We start from the raw sequence: 18,560 nt of genomic DNA, 5'->3' as shown, positions 1-18,560 counted from the left end.
TTAGTTATCAGCCTGTAAGGTTTTTATAATTCAATTGTGAAATAAAATAAGAATATTGAAAAGAAATGTATATATTTGAGTAAGTTTAAAAATTCTAATTATTTAATTTTGCTAAATATTTTTAAAAATCATGTAAAAATATATTAAATATTTAAAAATGATAAATAGATCACATTATTTTTGTGTTGTGTGATTGGTTTTTGATTTTAATTATACTTTCCCACCTCGATATGGGACTATCCGATTATCAAAATGCTAAAAAAATGTGTTTTTTCATTGGTATACATCTTGCCTCTCAATTTATATGCTGCTCAAGTGGATGAATTGAGAGAGCAGGCTATTCACACCTACAAAACTGGACAAACTCACCAAGCAATATTTCAACTGGATCAATTGCTAAAAATCTATCCGCATGATCAAAAATTGCTAGCTGATTATTTAGTTGTAATGTCAAATGAAAAAAAAGATCTAGTAACTTTTTCTCAGCATTTAGCGAATATTAATTTCGTTACTTTTCCAGAATATGGACAGCTACCTTTAATACGTAATTTCCGTGATTTTAAACACTTTAAAGATGCGATTGCTTGGTCAAATAAATTTAATATTCAAAAGACGCCTGATGGACAGATTTTGCTGGCAGTTTTATATGCTGAAGCTAAAGATGTTGTAAATGGCAAAGCACAGTTAGCAAAGATTAATACTAAAAATCTGAAGACTGATCAACTTGTACAAATCGCCTATGCATATCGACTTATCAATTCGCCTGTAGATGCTTTATCTGTAATTGAACAAGCATATAAGCAGCAGCCGAAGTCTTTTGCCGTTTTACAAGAATACAGTTATGACTTAGCGGCTGTAGGGGCGTATAACAAGGCTCAGCAGTTAGTGCTTGCCAGCGATAAAAATGCACAAACTGAATCGTTACAACACTGGCTACAAGTGAGTGAGTTTTCTCAACGTGTAAATAACGCAATTACTCGTTATAAATATTTGAATCGGGAAGGCATGGCAGATAGTGAAGCTTTTGCTGAGCTTGATGCTGTGTTAAAGCAAGGCGAGCAAATGCAGCCTTTGATTCAACCGTCAGATCCTAATTATTTAAGATTCCATTATGACTATATATATGCCTTAGATTTCCGCGGGTGTAGCCGTACGGTATTAGATCAATTTACTAAATTAAATGTACCTCTAGAAAAACTACCTGCCTATATTCGTCATGCGATCGCTGATAGTTATTTGGCTGAAAGACAGCCGCAACAAGCTGAGCTTGCTTTTAAAACCTTGCTTGCTGAAAAAAACTATTCAGATATGACGGTATATACTGGACTGTACTACTCATATATTGAACAAGAAAAATATAAACAAGCTGAACAACTTTTAAGTGATGTTGATCGGTTAATCCCTACGTATAAATATAGTCAAGCGAAAGGAGTAGATAAATCAAGCCATCCTGATCGTGATGATTATATTGCTTTACAAGGTATGCATTTAGCTTATGCAAATCATTTGGATCAATCAGAAAAACACTTCCAGAAACAAGTAGATCTTGCACCTGCTAACGAAGGCTTAATTAATAACCTTGCTCGTGTTGAGCGTTGGAGAGATAAACCTTTACAGTCCCAAAAAACAATTGCTCGTTTAAATGGCTTAACACCAGTTGCTAAAGATACTCGAATTAACCAGATGCAAAACGCTCAGGCTTTAGGCGATATTCCGGAATGGCGCAAAAGTACAGAAACTCTTTTGCAATATTATCCTGAAGATAGCGGCGTAGTTAAAAGTCGAAAGGAGTTGGATGATCGTGATAGAGCAACCATCTCGCACTCAACAACTTGGGGCCAAAGTAAAGCAGAGAACAGTGATTCTGTGAGCGGGCAAAATGGTTTAAAAGACCGTGAAATGGAAACTCGTCTTAATAGCCCGTGGATTAAAGATAATTATCGTCTATTTGCTTGGCATCAAGACCGTTTCGGAGAATATCGTTTTGGTGATGTGCATGACCAACGTTATGGCGTCGGTGCTGAGTGGCAAGCGAACCGTAAGGCATTGTCGGCAATTTTGTCGCAAAGTACAGATGGTGGACAAGCAGGGGTTCGTCTTGATTGGTCGCAATGGTTAAATGACCACTGGCAATATCAATTGCAATATGACAGTCAAGCTAATATTCCATTGCAGGCAATTGACGCTGGTGAGGATGGGCAAGCTTACCGTGCCGCTTTGACATGGCAAAAAGATGAGTCACGTCAGATTGGGGCGAGTTATGGTTTAACGGATATAAGCGACGGTAATAAACAACAAGAATTTTCTACTTTTTGGCGCGAGCGATTATTTGATGCGCCTCACCATATTACTTACGGAACCGTTCGTGGATTTTATGGCAGCAATAGCCAAGATCAGACAGCTTACTTTAGCCCAAGCAATCACTACAGTGCTGAGTTGAATTTAAGTCATGACTGGATCACTTGGCGAGAATACGAACGCTCATTTAAGCAGCATTTTGAAGCTGGAGTCGGGCTTTATAAACAAGCAGATTACTCAGCTCGACCAATATATTCTTTGCAATATCAACATCAATGGCAGCTCTCACGGACTTGGCAACTTAATTATGGAATTGGTTGGCAATACCATCCATACGATGGTCATGATGAACAACATACCTATGGTATTTTCGGATTTGAAGGGCGTTTTTAATGAATAATATGAAGTCAAAAATGTTGAGCTGTGTGTTTGCTTCAACATTATTACCCGTACAATTTTCTCATGCCCGCATTGAAACTGAACTACCAAAAAATCATACGGTTTCTTTAACTTTTCATGATGTGCGAGATGACGTACTAAAGGAGGGCGACCGTGATGTTTATGCGATTCAGACCAATAATCTGGCGCAGTTTCTCGATTGGCTCAGTCAGTCTGATTGGAAACCAATTCGTCTGAAAGATATTGAAGAGGCTCGTAAGCAAGGTAAAGAATTACCTCATAACTCTATTCTACTTACCTTCGATGATGGTGCGTTGAGTAGTTATAGCCGAGTATTTCCTTTACTTAAGCAATATAAAATTCCAGCAGTATTTGCTCTTCCAACCAGTTGGTTAAATGGCAATACTCAGGCAGGTTATGAAGCTTATGGGCAGGGTAACTTGGTGAACTGGGCTCAAGTTCGCGAAATGCAAGCATCGGGGTTAGCCGAGTTTGCAAGCCATAGTGATGATTTACATCATGGTGTATTGGCCAATCCTCAGGGTAATGAGCAACCGGCTGCCACTTCTTATGCTTATTTAAAATCGCAATCACGTTATGAAACAGATGCAGAATATCAACAACGTATTTTGCAGGATTTGAAAAAATCCTACGCCGTTTTGAAAAAAGAAGTCGGTGTTAATCCGAAAGCAATTATTTGGCCTTATGGCGCTGTGAATGAGCAATTGGAAAAACTAGCGCAGCAAGCAGGCTTTGAGTTTTCTTTCAGTTTGGGTCGTGATGGTATGAATCGTGTGAATGATTCAACTTTTAAGCGTAGCTTGGTTATAGGTAACCCTACAGCCGAACAGCTCACCGAAGGTATGTTAAATATTCTGAATTTCGAAGAGTCAGATTTATTTAAGCAACCTCGTCATTTTGTGAGTATGGATTTAAAGCAATTAGCAGCTCAACAGAATGCTCAGACCGATGAAAAACTAGGGCAGTTGTTATCAAAACTATATAGCCTAAAAAACAATGCTCTAATCTTAAAGCCTTTGGAAGATAAAAACGGAGATGGGCAATATGATGTTGCTTATTTCCCTACAAATAAAATACTCGTTCAACAAGATATTTTAAACCGTAGTTTATGGCAGGCTCAAACTCGGGCAGGTCAATCGGTAATATTAGAGTTGCCAGCTTATCCTCAAAAAGATAAGCCATTTTTAACAGTAGATTTGGCTAAAGATATCGCACGCTTTAACAGTAATTTAAGCGGTGTTCAGCTCAATGCAGGAACAGCTTTAAACTGCGCAATGCAAAAAATAACAGTCCAAGAAAACAGTTGTATTGAGCAATCAAAACAGCTCGCACAACTGAGTCAAATGACTAAAAAAGCGGTAAAACCTTATTTAAACATGAGTAATCAGGCGCAGTTTAGTTTATTGCTTACACCTGATTTAGATCATGTGGAAAAGCTACCTGGGCTTATCAAAACGCTTTTATTACAACATGATTTAGTCAATTTGAAGTTCGATGTGATTGGTAAGAAAAAGCAATTTAATGAGTTGTTAATGCTTTTAAATACACTTGATGAAAATGATAAGCAAAGAATAATGCTGACTTTAGAATTACCAGAAAACTCGCAAAAAACGGCTTGGGAAGAAGTACAGCAGGGACTTTTTTCGATTCAGCGAGTAGGAATCCAGAAATTCGGTATCGATGGCTATGATTTTGAAAAATCAAAAGATGTTCATCAATATTTATATAATCCGATTAGTTTGAATGCTAGTCCTGTGATGTATCAGCCTTTTGCTGGATTGGTAGAGGGGAAAAAGTAATGAGGGTATTACTCGATATTCTATTTGCTTTTGCCTTTTTATATCCCTTACTGATGGCTTGGACATGGATGGTAGGGGGACTTTGGTTCTTCTTTAAAAGAGAATACCGTGAACAAGCACTTCCTGAACCGACCAGCGAAGGATGCAGTATCATTATTCCGTGTTTTAACGAAGAAGCTCAAGTACGCCAAACAATTCGTTATGCACTGCAAACCAAATATCCTAATTTTGAAGTGATCGCCGTTAATGATGGAAGTAGTGACAGGACAGCTGAAATTCTAGATGAATTGTCAGCGCAAGACTCACGACTTCGGGTTGTGCACTTAGCAGAAAATCAGGGTAAGGCGGTAGCTTTAAGATCGGGCGTATTGGTTAGTAAATACGAATATCTTGTTTGTATCGATGGCGATGCATTGTTACATCCGCATGCCGTACTTTGGTTAATGCAGCCATTTATTAACTTCCCGCGAATTGGTGCTGTAACGGGGAACCCACGAATTTTAAACCGATCTAGTATTTTAGGAAAATTACAGGTTGGTGAGTTTTCTTCGATTATTGGTTTGATCAAGCGTGCACAGCGTACATATGGTCGTATTTTTACAGTATCGGGTGTGATTGCAGCATTTCGTAAAACAGCACTCGTTCGAGTCGGTTTTTGGTCAGACGATAAAATTACCGAAGATATTGATATTTCATGGAAGCTACAGCTCGACCATTGGGATATTCAGTATATTCCACAAGCGCTTTGTTATATCTATATGCCTGAGACATTTAAAGGGTTATGGAAGCAACGCCTTCGTTGGGCACAAGGTGGGGTAGAGGTTCTTATAGAATATATTCCACAAATGTTCAAACTGCGTGTTCGCAGAATGTGGCCTGTCATGATCGAGGCGCTAGTTAGTATTATCTGGTCTTATGTCATGATTCTGATCTTTACGCTATTTTTTGTTGGATTGTTTATTGAGTTGCCTCTGCAATGGCAGATCAAAACGCTTATGCCTCAGTGGTATGGTGTAATACTCGGCGGAACATGTTTAATCCAGTTTTTGGTGAGTTTGTGGATTGATCAACGCTATGACCGTAGTCGCTTCTTTAGAAATTATTTTTGGGTCATTTGGTATCCGTTATTTTTCTGGCTACTGACTTTGTTCACAAGTGTTGTTGCGGTACCCAAGACTTTATTTAACACTAAAAAACGTGCCCGCTGGGTAAGCCCAGACCGAGGCTTCCGTGGAGATAACCCATGAAACCTGAGGAAAATAAGGATATCGAAACGTTAGATATCCCTGAATATATTGACCAGCCAGAATACGTCAAAAATAAAACGGCAAACTACACATTACAAACCATTGGTTGGTTTTGTTTAATGTGGTTGTTGTTTCCATTGGTTTCACTGTTTTTATGGGTTTTTGAAGGACACTTAATTTATGATTATGTCTGGGTTGACCATATATCAGAAGTTAAGACCTTATTACATTTAGCGTTGCTCATCGGAATTAGCGCGCTCATTTTAATTTTATGGGCGAGTTATAACTGGATTAGGTTTAGTGGCGAGGACCGAAGAGCTAAGGCGCCTAATAGTTCTGTTGAACTGTTAGCAGCCCAATTTTCAGTTAGTTCCGAGATGTTAAGTGAGCTGCAAAAGAAACAACGTGTCATTTTGCATTACGATGATCATGGGAATTTGCAAAAGTATGAGTAAATAAAAAAAGCATGGCTTAAAAACCATGCTTTTTTTATTTTTATGCGGTTGCTCTAATAATGATATCAACAGGTTGTTCTATGCCGTCCATACTATGAATTGACTTATGGTTGACTTTAACAATGGGCCAAGTTTGTAATTTACAGTTGGATTTTTGGAGTGCCGCATAATAACTATCAGATTTAAAAAATACCTTTTTAGCCGTTGCCATATTGGGGGTTAAAAGGCGCTTAAGCCATGTTTCACTCACCTGAGTATCAAGAAAACGTAAGGCCAAAAGACTTTTTACTCGATTGTTAAATAATCTCCGGTTTTTGATAATGAGAGGATGGGTAATTAACTTATTTGTGCCCATTTGACTGTGGGGCAAAATAAAGTGAGGTATGATTTGAAATACGGTCACAAATTTTGCTTGTTGACAGATTTTTTCAAGATGGGTCACCGTATCTTGATTTGTACCAACAATCGCGACAGATGAATCTGAAAAATCAAATTCTTTAATTGAGGTTGATGGAATCACTTGACCAATAAAGTCTTCAAAATCTTGAGAGGTATTTTGAAAAATTACTGATTTTGAAGTGTTATTTTTAATATTAATACTCATTTTTCCAAAAGTCCTTTTGGTTTTTAAATCATGATGTTTTTATCGTTTTAATATAAATAACCAAGCAGGAAGTCGGGGTAAAGTCTTTTCAGATAGATGGTCATCCCATACTCGAAATCAATTCAAGTATGGGAATGCGAAGGGAGTTTAAAGTTCTGTTTTTACGCTCATTAGTTGTGTAAAGCTTTCTAAACGTTTAGCGGTATCGTATACATCGCATGTGAAAATAAATTCATCAACATCGTATGTCGCTAAAAGTTTTTGTAAACCAGAGCGAACTGTATCTACAGAACCAATTTGCGCCATTGCATAGAAGTTCTCAACAGAAAGCTGTTCTGCTGTATTCCATAATCCCTGCATTGATTCAACCGGCGGCTTAAGCTTTAAACTTTCGCCACGAATTAAACCTAATACACGTTGGTACGCACTCGTTGCTAAGAACTGAGCTTCCTCATCTGTATCTGCCACAACAACAGGCACACCCATTGAAACATAAGGTTTATCTAAGTACTCAGAAGGCTCAAAGTTCTCTCGATAGAGCTGAATCGCTTGACCTAACATACGCGGTGCAAAATGAGATGCAAATGAGTAGGGAAGTCCAAGTTTTGCCGCCAGTTGCGCACTAAAAAGACTAGACCCAAGTAACCAAACAGGAACATGGGTATTTTGTCCTGGCGTTGCAATAATCTTTTGTCCTGCCTGAGGGGCATCCAAATATTTTAGGATTTCGACAACATCTCTTGGAAACTGATCTTCTGTTTCTTGATGACCACGACGTAAAGCTCGCATGGTAAGTTGATCTGTACCAGGAGCACGGCCTAACCCAAGTTCAATACGGTTTGGATATAACGTAGCTAGTGTTCCAAATTGTTCTGCGACAACTAAAGGAGCATGGTTAGGAAGCATAATGCCGCCGGAACCTAAACGAATATGCTGTGTATGTGCTGCAATAAAACCGAGTAAGACCGCTGTAGCAGAGCTTGCGATGCCATCCATGTTGTGATGTTCTGCAAGCCAGAAACGTTCATAACCTAATTTCTCTGCATGTTGAGCTAACTCTAATGCATGACGTAACGAAAATTCGATGGTTTTATCATTACGAATGGGAGCAAGTTCCAAAATTGAAAACTTGGTATCTTGAAGTGATCGCATGCGATATTCTCGAATAGGGGTATATCGAAATACTACGATATATGAGGGGTAATGTATATCGTTTTTTTTCGATATTAACTTTTATCTCTCAATAAAAAAGCACCCGAAGGTGCTCTTTTGTTTTATATGTGAATTAGCGATTTTTATACCAACCACGGTGTAAACCATTGTCATGACGGCGATGATGGCCACCTTTACTATAGTAACGACGGTCACCATCGTCATATCTACGATCATCTCGATCATAACGGCTACCACGATCATAGCGATCATCGTAGTTACGATCTTCAGAAACTTTACGACCTAGCGCTGAACCACCCGCAGCACCTACCGCTGCACCGATGTAACCACCGTTGGTACCGCCCATATTTTTACCGACGGTATAACCAGCACCACCACCTAAAGCACCACCAATGGCAGCTTCGGTACGATTGCGACGGTCACTCGCTGCCGCTGCACCACCAGCACCACCTAAAGCAGCACCAATTGTTGCGCCTGTTGTGCCGCCCATGCTTTTACCAATTGCTGTACCAACAACACTACCTAATGCAGAGGTTGCAGCAACACGAGTACCATTATCTGCATGTGCAACTGTCACCATAGATGATGTTGCAATTAATGCACTAGCTAACCAAATATTCATTTTCATCTTGCAACTCCATGTCCTTTTTACTGAGAAGGACAGTATTTTTATCTTGAGATAAATGTAATAAAAAATTTCGTGATAATTATGGAGAACCCCAAAGGAGATACGTTAGTTTTGTGTCTGTTTGTATGGTTTCTATTAATTTATGGATAAATCCTGAGCAAGCGAGAGGTTATGAATATTTATTGATCTTAATAAAAAAGCACCCGAAGGTGCTTAGAGACGTTTCATCAAATTTGATTAGTGATGACGACGGTGTTTTTTCTTCCAGTGTTTAGAAGAGCGATCATAATCGCGATCTTTAGAAATTTTATTACCTAAAGCAGAACCACCCGCAGCACCTAAAGCAGCACCAATGTATCCACCGTTTGTACCACCCATGCTTTTACCAACAGTATAGCCAGCACCACCACCTAAACCACCGCCAATTGCAGATTCTGTACGGTGACGACGGTCACTTGCAACTGCTGCACCACCAGCACCACCTAAAGCAGCACCAATTGTTGCGCCAGATGTACCACCCATGCTTTTACCAATTGCAGTACCAGCAACACTACCTAAAGCAGAAGCAGCTGCTACATGTGTTGTGTTGTCAGCATGCGCTACAGTAACCATAGAAGTTGCTAAAACAGCACTACATAACCAAGCATTTAATTTCATTTTCTACTCCGTGTCCTTAGCAGCAGGACGCTATATCTTTTGTTACGGCAAATGTAACAAAACACGTTTCTCAAAATATGGAGAACCATCAATTCATTATTGTAGTTTAGTGTCTGGTTTGTATGTTTTCTATTAAAATAGAATATTTAATACCCATATAAATAAACATGAGTCTCATTTAATTTTAATGAGTTGATTACTCACAATCTGAACATGGAAAGTTGATTAAAGCTCTCGTGGCAAAAGACATATATTTATGTTGTGCATATAGTAAAGAGAAGAGACGTGAGTGACCTGCAAATCTCATCTAAAATCATTACATTGATAAGTCGCTATTTACAGTGAAAGTTGATGAATTGGCTGATTATATATGTCATTTAAGCGGCATAATCTGTAAACTATGCGCTATTTTTACGATTTTGCTTATCTTCTATTTATATAGCATTCGATAAGCTTTTTGGACTTTTGAGATATTTCCTCTTATGAAAGCGTCACTCCGTTTACGACTTGATCAACTCTGTGATCGACATGAAGAACTTACCGCGTTGCTTGCAGATGTGGAAGTCATCTCCGATAACAAACGTTTCCGTAAATTGTCTCGCGAACATAGTGATTTATCTGAAATTACCGAAGTTTGGGGCAAATACCGTCAAGCAGAAGAAGATATTGAAACTGCTGAAATGATGAAGTCTGATCCTGACTTTAAAGATATGGCAGAAGAAGAAATTCAAGCAAATAAAGATTTGCTTGTAGAGTTAGAAAGCCAGCTCAATATTTTGATGATTCCAAAAGATCCAAATGACTCTAATGCAGCTTATTTAGAAATTCGCGCTGGAACGGGGGGTGACGAGGCTGCAATTTTCTCTGGTGACTTATTCCGCATGTACAGTAAATATGCCGAGACACAAAATTGGCGTATTGAAGTACTTTCTGAAAATGAAGGTGAGCATGGTGGCTTTAAAGAGGTCATTTGCCGTGTAGATGGCGATGGTGTGTATGGCCGCTTAAAGTTTGAAAGTGGTGCGCATCGTGTGCAACGTGTTCCAGCAACTGAATCACAGGGCCGTGTTCATACTTCAGCTTGTACAGTTGCGATTTTGCCTGAAATTGATGTTGATACCAACGTTGAAATTAATCCGGCAGATTTACGTATTGATACTTACCGTGCCTCTGGTGCAGGTGGTCAGCATATTAACAAAACTGATTCGGCGGTACGTATTACCCACATTCCAACAGGTACAGTCGTTGAGTGCCAAGAAGAACGTTCACAGCATAAAAACAAAGCTAAAGCGATGGCCTTGTTAGTATCACGTTTAGAAAATGCGAAACGTGCAGCGGCTGATGCAGCAACTTCTGAAATGCGTCGTGATTTAGTAGGTTCTGGTGACCGTTCTGAACGTATCCGTACGTATAACTACCCGCAAGGTCGTATGACTGACCACCGTATTAACCTAACTTTATATAAGTTAGACGCGATTATGGAAGGTGATTTAACTGAATTGCTTGATAGCTTACATCGTGAATATCAGGCAGATCAGCTTGCGATGCTTGCACAGGAAAATGGCGGCTAATGAATATTGCTCAAGCGCTTGCAATTCGTGGTGAGCCTGATAGTTATGAACGGCAAGAAAATGCTTGGTTGCTTGAGCATTTTCTAAAAATCAATTCGCTTGAATTAAAGTTTAGACTTGAGCAAGAGTTAACAGCCCAACAAGAGCAAGACTATGTAGCTGGTCTTGAACGTATTCAAAAAGGTGAACCTTTAGCTTATGTGACGGGTTCACAGCCATTTTGGACGCTCGATTTAAAAGTAACATCTGATACTTTAGTGCCGCGACCTGATACTGAAATTTTAGTTGAAACCGTTTTAAATCTAAATTTGCCAAATAATGCAAATATTGTGGATTTAGGAACGGGGACAGGTGCAATTGCGCTTGCGTTAGCGAGTGAACGTCCGGATTGGTTCGTCACAGCAACTGATATTTATGCACCTACTTTAGAAGTCGCAAAAGAAAATGCACTAGCTCATAATTTGCAACGTGTAAAATTCGCTTGCGGCGCTTGGTTTGAAGCACTAGAGCCACAAAAATTTGATTTAATTGTTTCTAATCCGCCGTATATCGACCCTGAAGATGAACACATGCAAGCTTTGGCAACAGAACCACGCCGTGCATTGGTTGCAGATCATCAGGGACTGGCTGATATTGAAATTATTATTGCTCAAGGAAAAAACTGGTTAAAACCTCAAGGCTGGATTGCACTAGAGCATGGTTATGATCAGGGGCAAGCTGTTCGAAATATATTTGCTGAGCATGGTTTTAGTGAGATTAAAACCATTCAAGACTATGGCCAAAATGATCGAGTCACTTTGGCATGCTGGATTTAAAATTACTTTTGTAGTGTATCCCGCCAACGTAATAACCAGTTTTCAATAAGTTTCATTAAGGTATCGGTTACTTTACCCAATAGGGCTAATAAAATAATTGCAATGATAACAATATCTGGGCGAGAGGTTTCTCGGCCATCACTGAGTAAATAGCCAATCCCTTGAGTAGCTGCAATCAGTTCAGCTGCAATCATAAACATCCAAGATAAGCTTAAACTGTTGCGTAAACCCGTTAAAATGCCCGGAGAGGCTGCCGGTAAAATAATAGATATAATCCGCTGAAAAGCATTAAGCCGATAAACTTTTCCAACTTCAATGAGCTTTCTATCTACATTATGAATTGCTGCAACTGTATTGGTATAGGTTGGAAAAAATGCTCCAATTGCAATAAGCGTAATTTTTGAACCCTCATCAATTCCTAACCAAAGTAATAGCAGTGGGATCCACGCAAGACTTGGAATTGATTTAATTGCTGAAAAAGTTGGTTCTAAATATGCTTCTGCCTCTTTACTTAATCCCACCCAAATCGCAAAAACTAAACCTAAACCGCTTCCTATAATAAAGCCCAACAGAACACGCCATGTACTAATATAAATGTGGGCAAATAGATCGCTATGAGCTAAATCTAAAAAAGATTGCCATAAACTAGATGGTGCAGGGAGTAGATAAGCATCGATATAGCCATTTCTGACTAAAAATTCACAAGCCGCTAAAAAGATGAGGGGAATGAGTAGCGCTTTAAACCACCGTGTGAATTTGTTGTTTAGATGCTTTTTCTGAGATTTTAAAGCCTGCTGAGCTAAGAAATGATTTAGCTCAGCTTTGTTAAATGAATCACTCATATACTATTTCACGACTTTTTGAGCAAAACGTGGATCTAGTAACTGATCAACCACTTGATTGACGTTGGTACCTTTTCTAACCAAGTCTTCTTCTGTCAAAATTTTCCCAGAACGTTTTAGCGCTTGTGCTTGAGTTGCTGATGGAATGCTTTGATCAAAGTTGGTTCGACTCAGTTGTAACTTAGCCACAGGTAGAGGGAGTTTTGATTCTTGAGCTAAAAGTGCTGCCACTTTATCTGGATTGGCTTTTGCCCATTTTCGGGCTTGTTCGTAGGCTTTAATAACGGCTTCAACCGCTTCAGGGCTTTGCTTTGCAAAGTCTTCTTTAACACTTAGTACGCTATAACTATTAAATGCTACATTACGATAAAGTAATTTCGCGCCCGATTGAATTTGAGCTGAAGCCATTAAAGGATCAAGTCCAGCCCAAGCATCTACTTGACCGCGTTCTAATGCAGTTTTTCCATCTGGGTGCTGTAAATGAACCAGCTGTACATCGCGTTTACTCAAGCCTACAGTGTCTAGCGCTTGTAGTGTAAATAAGAATGGATCAGTTCCTTTGGTGGCTGCAATTTTCTTACCTTTTAAGTCTTTTAGGCTTTTAATTGGTGAGTCTTTTGCAACAACAAGGGCAGTCCATTCAGGTTGGCTTTGTACATACACAGTTTTAATGGGACTACCATTTGCTCGGCTTAATACAGCTGCTAATCCAGCGGTAGACGCAAAATCGATGCTGTTACTATTGAGGTATTCTAATGAACGATTGCTGCCTTGACTAAAAACCCATTTAATTTGAGTATTTGGGAGTGCTTTCTCAAGAAGTTTTTGATCTTTGACGACTAAACTGGTTGGTGCGTAGTAAGCATAATCAAGTTTAAGTGTAGCCGGAACTGCTGCAAAAGCAGATGAAGCAAATACAAACCCCAATGTTGATGCCAACAAAGTCTTTGATAAAGAAAATTTTGATTTTAAAGACATGATAAAAATAGAACCGAAATGAAATAAGAGATTATCCTTTCACGCGTTTGATGGCTTACAAACTTAGTTATTTTGATTTATAAATCAGATTGAAAGATAAAAGTTTAGATAAAATTATAAGTTGATGTTTTATAGTGATTATTAAGTTTTGAGGAATACACTTATCTGAAATATTGAATTTAAAAGACATAAATATCATAAGTTTAAGCTTCTCTATCTCAAGCTTCGTTGAGTTTGTATTTTATTGCTTGTGGGCAGTTAAATTATCTCGATACGCACCTGGACTGACGCCAGTCCATTTTTTAAAGGCACGATGAAAGGCGCTAGGGTCTTGGAAGCTTAAATCTTCACTAATATCTTGAATTGAATCATTCGTTTTACTTAAACGTTCAACGGCAATATCACAGCGGATTTCATTTTTAATTTGTTGATAACTGACCCCTTCATGTTTGAGGCGGCGCTGAATGGTGGCTTCTGAAATATTGAGTTGTTTTGCAACATCTTTGAGTTCGGGCCATTGGGCGGGGTGGAGTTTCAATAAATGACGACGAATAAGAACGCTCAAGGCATTTTCATTTTTAAAGCGAACTAAAAGATTTTGTGGGGTTTGTTCTAAAAAATCATAAAGCGCTTTTTTATCTTTTTTAATTTTAATATCTAAATAGTGGGCATCGAATTCAACTCGATTTATCTCGGCATTAAATTGAATATCTTCACCAAAACGTACGAGATAATCCTGAATATCGTTCGGTTTAGGACAACGTACTCTAATACTATTTAAGCCAATTCGTTGGTCTACTAACCAGCACATAAGTCCGTGTACTAATATTAAAAAGGTTGCATAGCTAAACATGCGTTTAGGTTGTTCACGATCATGAATCACCAAATAAGCTTTTTCTTGATCTCGTATTAATTCTCCGCGCATGTCATCAAGCACAAAGTTAAAAAACTTCAAAATATCGTAGAGTGCTTTTTCTAAAGTTTCGGCCGTACTGACGAGTTTAGTCAATAACTTATAGCTGCCACGACGCATGGGATGACTATCCATACCAAAAAACTCATCGTTCATGGCGTTGGCAAGCTCTATCCATAATTGGGCATATGTCGTAACAGGCACACGAGCCTTTGGAGACATTAGTAATTCAGCGGGAATGCCTGCTTTATTTAGAATTATTTGTGTATTTAGGCCTTTGGCATAAGCCGCACTCAGTGCTTCATGTACTAGTGCAATCGAAATTGTGCCTTTACTTAAAGAAGATTGGACAACCATGTCAAAGACTCATATTTTCTTCATATATTTCAAGTGAAATATTTCATATTTAAAATTTGGATTGATCAAAAGCTGCAAGCATATTGAGGCTTTTTGAAATTGTATCGGAAAACAACAACTTTTACTCTCACAACTAAAGTTAAAGAACATTTTTATAGGATCGTAAATAATGAAAATTCAAGGGAAACATTTCGTGATTACAGGTGGCGGCTCTGGTTTAGGAGCTGCTACAGCTGAGTATTTAGTCCAGCAAGGTGCTTCAGTCACATTGGTCGACATGAATGTAGAAGCAGGTGAGCAGCAGGCGAAACAATTAGGACCAAAAGCTGATTTTGTAAAACTTGATGTATCCGATGAAGTTGCTGCTGAACAGTTCTTTAAAGATATTTTGGTAAAACATGGTCGTTTGCATGGCTTAGTGAACTGTGCGGGTATTGGCCCTTCTGCAAAAGTAGTTGGCCGTGAAGGTGTTCATGATTTGGCATTATTTGCAAAGACTTTAAATATTAATGTCACAGGTACATTTAACATGCTGCGTTTTGCAGCAGATGCAATGAGTAAAAACACGGTTGAAGCAGGTGAAGAAGACCGTGGCGTCATTGTTAACACTGCTTCTGTTGCTGCATTTGATGGTCAAATTGGTCAGGCTGCGTATTCAGCATCTAAAGGCGCTATTGTGGCGATGACTTTGCCGATTGCTCGTGAGCTTGCGCGAAATGCTATTCGCATTATGACCATTGCACCGGGAATTATGGAAACGCCAATGCTTAAGGGCATGCCACAAAATGTTCAAGATGCTTTGGGACAAATGGTGCCATATCCATCTCGTTTAGGAAAACCCGAAGAATTTGCTCGTTTAGTTGGGCATATTGCTGAAAACTCTTACTTAAATGGTGAAGTCATCCGTCTAGATGGTGCGATTCGTATGGCAGCAAAATAATAAAAATAAGGGGATTTGAATGATTCTAAATGCTGAACAAAGTATGGTTCAGGAGATGATGCGTAACTACTCGCAGAATCAGTTAAAACCAACAGCCGCACATCGCGATAAAACTCATGAGTTTCCTGCTCAGGAATTAAAAGATTTAGGGGCACTAGGTGCTATGGGCATGACCGTTTCAAATGAATGGGGCGGTGCGGGAATGGACTATGTATCCTTAGTGCTTGCAATTGAAGAAATTGCCGCAGGTGATGGTGCTATTTCGACTATCGTAAGTGTTCAAAATTCATTGATTTGCGGTATTACGCTCGCGTACGGTTCAGAGCAGCAAAAACAAACCTATTTGCCAAAATTTGCATCTGGTGAATGGCTAGGATGTTTTTGTTTAACTGAGCCACATGTCGGTTCCGATGCGAGCGCAATTCTATGTAAAGCCGAGCGAGATGGCGACCATTGGGTACTCAATGGTGTAAAACAATTTATTACCAGCGGTAAAAATGCCCAAGTGGCTTTGGTGTTTGCGGTTACAGATAAACAAGCTGGTAAAAAAGGCATTTCGTGCTTTCTTGTACCGACTAATACACAAGGTTACTTGGTAACTCGTATTGAAGACAAAATGGGGCAACATGCTTCCGATACAGCGACCATTACGCTTGAAGACTGCCGAATTCCTTTAGAAAATTTGGTGGGGCAACAAGGTGAAGGTTATAAAATTGCGCTATCTAATTTAGCAGCTGGACGTATTGGTATTGCTGCTCAATCTGTTGGAATGGCAAGAGCTGCTTTTGATGCAGCTGTGCAATACGCAAATGAACGTAAGGCCTTTGGTGTAGAACTTGTTCAGCATCAAGCTGTCGGTTTTCGCTTGGCTGATATGGCAACTCAGATTGAAGCGGCGCATCAGCTAGTTTTGCACGCGGCAACTTTAAAAGATGTGGGGCTACCTTGTTTAAAAGAAGCCTCAATGGCAAAGCTGTTTGCATCAACTATGGCTGAGCGAGTATGTTCAGATGCAATCCAGATTCATGGCGGTTATGGCTACGTCAGTGACTTCCCTGTAGAGAGAATTTATCGTGATGTTCGTGTAAGCCAGATTTATGAAGGCGCTTCGGATATTCAACGTTTGGTGATTGCTCGTGAAGTTGCTCAAATTTAAATATGAAATTTTAAAAAATAGTCACTGACTGCAAAAGACCGCATAACAATTGCGGTCTTTTGCCATTGAGCAGAAATTTTCTAGGTTGAATTCAATACACTTCAAAATTTAAATGAAACTCGCTTTTTGATGATTAAAGCTGAGCTTGGACTTCTTCACCAATCAAGTAAAAGGTTCCTCCAGCAATATAATGTAGGCTTCGAAGTTCTTTCGGTGCATCTTGAAAATGCCAGTGACCATCTCTAAAAACGCGGCTATCTGCCCATGCACCCACAACAGAACCAATAAATAAATCATGAGCTGACTGATTATGAGGTTCTGGAATAAGTTTACAGACAAGCCATGCAATGCAACCTGATACAAGTGGGCTACTCAGGTCTTCTTGATAGAATAGCTCTACTCCGCAGTGCTCAAGCTTTTGTGGATCATCCAACTTACTAATGGTTCCAAGTTGATGAGTCAGATCGAGCTGTGCATAGCAGGGAACTTGTAATGTGAAATAGCCACTTTGCTCAATGAGCTGTCGGGTTTTAGTACTTTTATCAAGAACCACGGACACTTTGGCTGGTTTGAACTCTAAGGCACATGCCCAAGCGGCAGCCATTACATTGCGATCATCACCATGTTGTGCAGAAACTAGGACAGTTGGACCATGATTTAATAAACGATAAGCTTTTTCTAACTCTACAGGTGCAATATATGATTGCGTCATATTTAGCCTAAGTAATAAAGAAAATAGATATTTCTATTGTTGCAGAAAGCTTGATAGATGCAATGTTGGTAAATCAGCTTTATTAGAATAAAAAAGTTGTTTCTATTTTATAGCTTTCATAATAACGAACTTAGTCATAAAATCATTTCGCTTCTAAGTGAAAGGATTAACGCGTGACCGAGCTTCAAGATATCGATTTTGTAGAGTTAAGTGATGAAGAAATGCATCTCTATAGCCGTCAGATTTTACTTGATGGATGGGATATTGAAGCTCAGGAAAAACTCAAACTTGCTAATGTGCTGATTGTAGGTGCTGGTGGAATAGGTTGTAGCAGTGCAGAGCTATTAGCGCGAGCAGGGGTTGGAAAAATTACACTGATTGATGCAGATACGATTGAGATAAGTAATTTACAGCGTCAAATTGCATTTGGTCATGAAGATATCGGACGTTATAAAGCAGAAATTTTGGCTAAACGTTTACAGAAAATTAACCCTTATATCTGTGTTGAATACTACAACGAACGTTTAGACGAACATAACATTGATAGACTGGTTGAACACCAAGATGTGGTTTTAGATGGATGTGATAATTTTACAACTCGCTATTTAGTAAATGCAGCTTGTAAGAAGCATCAGGTCACTTTAATTAGTGCTTCAGCAATTGGTTTTCAGGCACAAATGTTTATGGTTGAAGGAGATTCAGCTTGTTATGAGTGCCTTTTTCCGAAAGAACAACATAGCAATGAAGGACTGCGCTGTGCAGAATCAGGGGTGCTTGCGACTACTCCTGTAATGATAGCGTCATTACAAGCACATCACACTTTGCTGTATTTAGGGTTAAATCGTACATCTTTAAAGCAGAAACTATTATTGTGGGATGGTTTAAATATGACACAACGTATTGTTAGTTTTGATAAAGATGTAAATTGCCCACTTTGTCAGGCAAGCTAATCAGTAAATGAAACAAAATTTGCTACACTCAACCTGAATGATTTG

17 protein-coding genes and 1 pseudogene are annotated in these 18,560 nt (G+C 39.0%); 9 read left to right on the top strand and 9 right to left on the bottom strand.

Annotated features, from left to right (window positions below):
- Window positions 1-252: 252 nt before the first annotated feature.
- From pgaA to pgaD, 4 genes are read left to right on the top strand one after another with little or no spacing between them, the layout of a single operon-like run.
- The gene (gene pgaA, locus F886_RS14455) at window positions 253-2,691 is read left to right on the top strand and encodes a poly-beta-1,6 N-acetyl-D-glucosamine export porin PgaA (RefSeq protein WP_005306739.1); all 2,439 of its coding nucleotides are present in this window, start codon (window positions 253-255) and stop codon (window positions 2,689-2,691) included.
- A complete protein-coding gene (gene pgaB / locus F886_RS14450; protein WP_005306736.1) occupies window positions 2,691-4,517 on the top strand; it encodes a poly-beta-1,6-N-acetyl-D-glucosamine N-deacetylase PgaB in 1,827 nt (608 codons plus the stop codon). The genes pgaA and pgaB overlap by 1 nt, the downstream gene beginning before the upstream one ends.
- On the top strand, window positions 4,517-5,764 hold the full coding sequence (pgaC, locus tag F886_RS14445) for a poly-beta-1,6-N-acetyl-D-glucosamine synthase (RefSeq protein WP_005306734.1): 1,248 nt from the start codon (window positions 4,517-4,519) through the stop codon (window positions 5,762-5,764). Before pgaB ends, pgaC begins: the two co-directional genes overlap by 1 nt.
- A complete protein-coding gene (gene pgaD / locus F886_RS14440) occupies window positions 5,761-6,219 on the top strand; it encodes a poly-beta-1,6-N-acetyl-D-glucosamine biosynthesis protein PgaD (protein ID WP_005306731.1) in 459 nt (152 codons plus the stop codon). Before pgaC ends, pgaD begins: the two co-directional genes overlap by 4 nt.
- A gap of 40 nt (window positions 6,220-6,259) precedes the next feature.
- Here the strand turns inward: pgaD and F886_RS14435 are convergent, their stop codons facing one another.
- The 5 genes and pseudogenes from F886_RS14435 to F886_RS20275 form a co-directional block, all read right to left on the bottom strand.
- Window positions 6,260-6,823, bottom strand: coding sequence for an NAD(P)/FAD-dependent oxidoreductase (locus F886_RS14435; RefSeq protein ID WP_005306728.1), 564 nt, complete (start codon window positions 6,821-6,823; stop codon window positions 6,260-6,262).
- Window positions 6,824-6,970: 147 nt separating this feature from the next.
- Window positions 6,971-7,975, bottom strand: coding sequence for an LLM class flavin-dependent oxidoreductase (locus tag F886_RS14430; RefSeq protein WP_005306725.1), 1,005 nt, complete (start codon window positions 7,973-7,975; stop codon window positions 6,971-6,973).
- Between the two features lie 133 nt (window positions 7,976-8,108).
- Window positions 8,109-8,624: a glycine zipper domain-containing protein gene (locus F886_RS14425; RefSeq protein ID WP_005306723.1), complete on the bottom strand. Its 516-nt coding sequence runs from the start codon at window positions 8,622-8,624 to the stop codon at window positions 8,109-8,111.
- A 237-nt stretch (window positions 8,625-8,861) separates the two neighbouring features.
- Window positions 8,862-9,281 carry a glycine zipper domain-containing protein gene (locus F886_RS14420; RefSeq protein WP_005306721.1) on the bottom strand — a complete coding sequence of 140 codons (420 nt, stop codon included), beginning with the start codon at window positions 9,279-9,281 and terminating at the stop codon, window positions 8,862-8,864.
- Window positions 9,282-9,477: 196 nt separating this feature from the next.
- A pseudogene (locus F886_RS20275) lies at window positions 9,478-9,582 on the bottom strand (LysR family transcriptional regulator); the annotation flags it as partial.
- Between the two features lie 181 nt (window positions 9,583-9,763).
- Here F886_RS20275 and prfA point away from each other — a divergent pair.
- Window positions 9,764-10,852: a peptide chain release factor 1 gene (gene prfA, locus F886_RS14415; RefSeq protein WP_005306718.1), complete on the top strand. Its 1,089-nt coding sequence runs from the start codon at window positions 9,764-9,766 to the stop codon at window positions 10,850-10,852.
- Window positions 10,852-11,667 carry a peptide chain release factor N(5)-glutamine methyltransferase gene (gene prmC / locus F886_RS14410; protein WP_005306715.1) on the top strand — a complete coding sequence of 272 codons (816 nt, stop codon included), beginning with the start codon at window positions 10,852-10,854 and terminating at the stop codon, window positions 11,665-11,667. Before prfA ends, prmC begins: the two co-directional genes overlap by 1 nt.
- Window positions 11,668-11,669: 2 nt before the next feature.
- Here prmC and F886_RS14405 read toward each other — a convergent pair whose 3' ends face one another.
- The 3 genes from F886_RS14405 to F886_RS14395 all read right to left on the bottom strand — a co-directional run bounded on the left by F886_RS14405 (window position 11,670) and on the right by F886_RS14395 (window position 14,757).
- Entirely contained in the window at window positions 11,670-12,509 is an 840-nt protein-coding gene (locus tag F886_RS14405; RefSeq protein ID WP_005306712.1) for an ABC transporter permease, read from the bottom strand.
- A 3-nt stretch (window positions 12,510-12,512) separates the two neighbouring features.
- Entirely contained in the window at window positions 12,513-13,487 is a 975-nt protein-coding gene (locus F886_RS14400) for an aliphatic sulfonate ABC transporter substrate-binding protein (RefSeq protein WP_005306710.1), read from the bottom strand.
- A gap of 241 nt (window positions 13,488-13,728) precedes the next feature.
- Window positions 13,729-14,757, bottom strand: coding sequence for an AraC family transcriptional regulator (locus F886_RS14395; RefSeq protein ID WP_005306707.1), 1,029 nt, complete (start codon window positions 14,755-14,757; stop codon window positions 13,729-13,731).
- Window positions 14,758-14,926: 169 nt separating this feature from the next.
- On the opposite strand from F886_RS14395, the gene F886_RS14390 reads away from it, so the two are divergent.
- Both F886_RS14390 and F886_RS14385 read left to right on the top strand, forming a co-directional pair.
- Window positions 14,927-15,697 (top strand): 3-hydroxyacyl-CoA dehydrogenase, encoded by a 771-nt coding sequence (locus tag F886_RS14390; protein WP_005306704.1) that lies wholly within the window; start codon window positions 14,927-14,929, stop codon window positions 15,695-15,697.
- A 19-nt stretch (window positions 15,698-15,716) separates the two neighbouring features.
- The gene (locus F886_RS14385; RefSeq protein WP_005306702.1) at window positions 15,717-16,853 is read left to right on the top strand and encodes an acyl-CoA dehydrogenase family protein; all 1,137 of its coding nucleotides are present in this window, start codon (window positions 15,717-15,719) and stop codon (window positions 16,851-16,853) included.
- A gap of 133 nt (window positions 16,854-16,986) precedes the next feature.
- Here F886_RS14385 and F886_RS14380 read toward each other — a convergent pair whose 3' ends face one another.
- Window positions 16,987-17,565, bottom strand: coding sequence for a flavin reductase family protein (locus F886_RS14380; protein WP_005306699.1), 579 nt, complete (start codon window positions 17,563-17,565; stop codon window positions 16,987-16,989).
- Between the two features lie 173 nt (window positions 17,566-17,738).
- Between F886_RS14380 and F886_RS14375 the strand changes: the two genes are divergently transcribed.
- Window positions 17,739-18,515 (top strand): HesA/MoeB/ThiF family protein, encoded by a 777-nt coding sequence (locus F886_RS14375; RefSeq protein ID WP_005306696.1) that lies wholly within the window; start codon window positions 17,739-17,741, stop codon window positions 18,513-18,515.
- Window positions 18,516-18,560 lie beyond the last annotated feature (45 nt).

This window comes from Acinetobacter sp. NIPH 542 (assembly GCF_000369825.1).
Lineage (GTDB): Bacteria > Pseudomonadota > Gammaproteobacteria > Pseudomonadales > Moraxellaceae > Acinetobacter > Acinetobacter oleivorans.
The sequence above is the reverse complement of the archived record's forward strand: the minus strand, read 5'-3'. Positions and strand labels throughout refer to the sequence as shown.

Coding starts and splice junctions, on each gene's coding strand:
- F886_RS14425 (WP_005306723.1), bottom strand. CDS start 8,624: ATGAAAATGAATATTTGGTTAGCTAGTGCATTAATTGCAACATCATCT.
- F886_RS14400 (WP_005306710.1), bottom strand. CDS start 13,487: ATGTCTTTAAAATCAAAATTTTCTTTATCAAAGACTTTGTTGGCATCA.
- pgaB (WP_005306736.1), top strand. CDS start 2,691: ATGAATAATATGAAGTCAAAAATGTTGAGCTGTGTGTTTGCTTCAACA.
- pgaA (WP_005306739.1), top strand. CDS start 253: ATGCTAAAAAAATGTGTTTTTTCATTGGTATACATCTTGCCTCTCAAT.
- F886_RS14395 (WP_005306707.1), bottom strand. CDS start 14,757: ATGGTTGTCCAATCTTCTTTAAGTAAAGGCACAATTTCGATTGCACTA.
- F886_RS14390 (WP_005306704.1), top strand. CDS start 14,927: ATGAAAATTCAAGGGAAACATTTCGTGATTACAGGTGGCGGCTCTGGT.
- prfA (WP_005306718.1), top strand. CDS start 9,764: ATGAAAGCGTCACTCCGTTTACGACTTGATCAACTCTGTGATCGACAT.
- F886_RS14435 (WP_005306728.1), bottom strand. CDS start 6,823: ATGAGTATTAATATTAAAAATAACACTTCAAAATCAGTAATTTTTCAA.
- F886_RS14420 (WP_005306721.1), bottom strand. CDS start 9,281: ATGAAATTAAATGCTTGGTTATGTAGTGCTGTTTTAGCAACTTCTATG.
- F886_RS14385 (WP_005306702.1), top strand. CDS start 15,717: ATGATTCTAAATGCTGAACAAAGTATGGTTCAGGAGATGATGCGTAAC.
- prmC (WP_005306715.1), top strand. CDS start 10,852: ATGAATATTGCTCAAGCGCTTGCAATTCGTGGTGAGCCTGATAGTTAT.
- pgaC (WP_005306734.1), top strand. CDS start 4,517: ATGAGGGTATTACTCGATATTCTATTTGCTTTTGCCTTTTTATATCCC.
- pgaD (WP_005306731.1), top strand. CDS start 5,761: ATGAAACCTGAGGAAAATAAGGATATCGAAACGTTAGATATCCCTGAA.
- F886_RS14405 (WP_005306712.1), bottom strand. CDS start 12,509: ATGAGTGATTCATTTAACAAAGCTGAGCTAAATCATTTCTTAGCTCAG.
- F886_RS14380 (WP_005306699.1), bottom strand. CDS start 17,565: ATGACGCAATCATATATTGCACCTGTAGAGTTAGAAAAAGCTTATCGT.
- F886_RS14430 (WP_005306725.1), bottom strand. CDS start 7,975: ATGCGATCACTTCAAGATACCAAGTTTTCAATTTTGGAACTTGCTCCC.